The sequence below is a fragment of the Fibrobacter sp. genome, assembly GCA_012523595.1.
Lineage (GTDB): Bacteria > Fibrobacterota > Chitinivibrionia > Chitinivibrionales > Chitinispirillaceae > JAAYIG01.
Genome location: JAAYIG010000246.1, coordinates 1 through 2,735, shown reverse-complemented (window position 1 = coordinate 2,735; position 2,735 = coordinate 1). Strand labels below are relative to the sequence as shown.

Annotated in this window: 3 protein-coding genes; all 3 read left to right on the top strand. The window is 45.3% G+C overall.

Features of this window, described 5'->3' with window-relative positions:
* The coding region (locus GX089_17085) for a phospho-sugar mutase (protein NLP04212.1) at positions 1–421 on the top strand (421 nt) is incomplete at its 5' end.
* Between the two features lie 2 nt (positions 422–423).
* Positions 424–2,079, top strand: coding sequence for a protein kinase (locus GX089_17080; GenBank protein ID NLP04211.1), 1,656 nt, complete (start codon positions 424–426; stop codon positions 2,077–2,079).
* Positions 2,080–2,097: 18 nt separating this feature from the next.
* A partial coding sequence (locus GX089_17075; GenBank protein ID NLP04210.1) for a hypothetical protein occupies positions 2,098–2,735 on the top strand: 638 nt, incomplete at its 3' end.

Sequence of the window (2,735 nt, the reverse complement as noted above, 5' to 3'; positions counted from 1 at the left end):
GCTCAGAACGATCTGGAAAAAATATGGTTATTTCGAAGAAGTTCTTATCTCCAATACTTTTAAAGGCGAATCCGGCCTTCGCCAGATGAACGATCTTATGGAAAAAATCCGTAACAATCCTCCTTGTACTTTTGGGGATCAGGATGTTATTATGGTAAAAGACTATCGCGGGGGAACGATTAATTATGTCAAGGAAAAATCGATAAGAAAAGAGATCGATCTTCCATCATCAAATGTGGTGCAGTTTATTCTGGCAGATCGCAGCGTAGTCACTGCCAGGCCATCGGGCACCGAGCCAAAGATTAAATTCTATGCTTCCTGCAGCAGTGACCCAGGCGAGGAGCTTGAAAGTGCACAGGCCCGGGTTCAAAAGAAAATTGCTGCTATCCGGGAGGCTTTGAAAAACCTGATCGGAGATTAAGAATGACAGGGAAAAAAACCTTCTATGGAGATGGTCTGCCATCAGGAAGTTCCGAGATGGAAACGGTATCCATGCCCACCCCTGTGGATCCTTTCGTTGGAAAAACCATAGGAAACTGTGAGATTCTGGAGAAGCTTAACGAGGGTGGCACGGCATTGATCTATCGTGCTCACAATACCCGTTTTGACCTGGATAGAGTGGTCAAGATACTCAAACCCTCTCTTACCGATGAAGAAGATTTCTTTGTGCGTTTCAGGCAGGAAGCGCAACTGGTGGCCCGGTTCGATCATCCCAATATCCTCAGGGTTTTTGATACAGGACATGTCAATGGCTATTTCTATATAGAAATGGAGTACATTGTCGGGGAAACTCTTCGGGAATATATCAATTCCAACAACAAGATCAATGAAAGAGAACTTCTCTCCATAGCCACCCAGTTGCTCAGTGCTCTCGATTATGCTCACAATGTGCGGATTCAGGGGCAGGGAGAAACCGAGATCCATGGAATACTTCACCGTGATATCAAACCTGAGAATATCATGATCACTCCCGGGAAGCTTATCAAGCTCATGGATTTCGGAGCTGCAAAGCCTCTTAACATAAACTCCAATACCATGCAGGGGATGATTGTAGGGACATTTCATTATATGTCGCCGGAGCAGTTGGTCGGGACAACACTGGATGCACGCAGCGATTTTTTTTCCATGGGTATCGTGCTTTACGAGATGGCCACAGGGCAGCGTCCCTTTGCTGCTGAAAATCTGACCGAGCTTATCGACAAGATTAAAAGCTGTAAATACACCAGAATCCGTTCTATCCGTCCCTCCATCTCTCCATTGACCGAGGAGCTTATCGACAAGCTGTTGACCCGGGAACAATCCCATCGTCCGGCAACGGCAAAAGAGATAAATGACATGCTTCAACACTGTATCCATTCTTTTAATACCTGGGGCACCAGTAAAAAGGTTATCGTTCCCTTCTCCATCCGACGCCATTTCCCTACCATTTCACTTATCATAGCAGTAATCGCTTGTTTTTTAAGCGGGATTTCTCTTCACAAAAGCATAAAGGCAGAGCTGCCTGCTCCCCGCTTTACAGAATCGGCTTCCACTCCTCTTCTGGAACAGGGCCGCATTTCAGAACGCAAGGAACAGTGGACTGCAGCCATTAATTCCTATAATATGGTTCCTCCCATAGAGAAAGGGGGACTGGCAAACGAATATCTTGAGGCCAGAATAAGAATGGCTGCTATCATGATCAGGCGACAGAACGATTTTAACAAGGCCAGAAAAGTGCTGGAAGCCTTAAAGACTCAGTATTCCGATCCTGCAATAGATGCATTTCTGGGAAGAGCATATTATCACCTGGGCCTTTACAAAGAAGCGCAGGAACGTTTCGAAAGTTCATTAAAGTCCACTGCCGGATCGGTCATCTCTTCTTCTAATGAGTTTAAAAGGGAAATCCTCTACTACAGTGCATGCGCAATCGATGCCCGTTTCTCGAAAGAAGAGCAGAATCAGGCGCTTTTGGTCGAAGCAATCAAGGCATGGGATTTTTACCGGGAATTCGCAAAATGTGACCCCAAATCCCAGGAACCGGAGTGCGTTTTTGCAATCAAACGAAGTCAGGAACTTACCAAATCTATAAGTAATGACTAATTGCAAGGAGCTGGCAAAGTGGTTTTTGTAAATATGAAAAAGCTTTCTATGGTTCTGTTGGCCTGTGTGGGATTATCCGTCACGAGCGATGCCAAAATAAAGCAGGTCGGAAAGACCATACAACTGCGTCCGGTCAATATTAAAAATGTCGCTTATGCATCCAGCGGTAAATCCTTTGCAATCCCCAATTTTGTTACAGCCGGAAGTGTAGCTATCTTTTTTGTATCAGAGCAGGGGATGGTTGGTTCGGTTCCTTCACGTTTCTCACTCAGAGATTTTGTGCACACTTCTGGAGTTTTCTACTATTACCCTCGAAAAGAGCAGTTCCCATCCATGGCATTCTTGCCTCTTCAGGAACTCTTAAGCGGCTATTCCGTTTCATACAGTCCCAGCGGGGATACCTTGGCAGTTGCAGGAAACGACAAAATCCTTCTGTTCGATTCAAATACCTGGAGACAAATCAAATCCATTACCATCGGTAATAACACCACCAGAGCCGTTTTCTCTCCGGATGGACAGCTTTTGGGGGTAATTGCCGGAGGGAAGCTTTTTATGATGGAAACCCGTAACTACTCTTTACTTTACACCATTTCAGCAGAAAAAGATCATCAGTTAGCCGACATTGCGTTTTCCAGAAGTGGCGAAAAGTTCGCAGT

Coding starts and splice junctions, on each gene's coding strand:
- GX089_17080 (NLP04211.1), top strand. CDS start 424: ATGACAGGGAAAAAAACCTTCTATGGAGATGGTCTGCCATCAGGAAGT.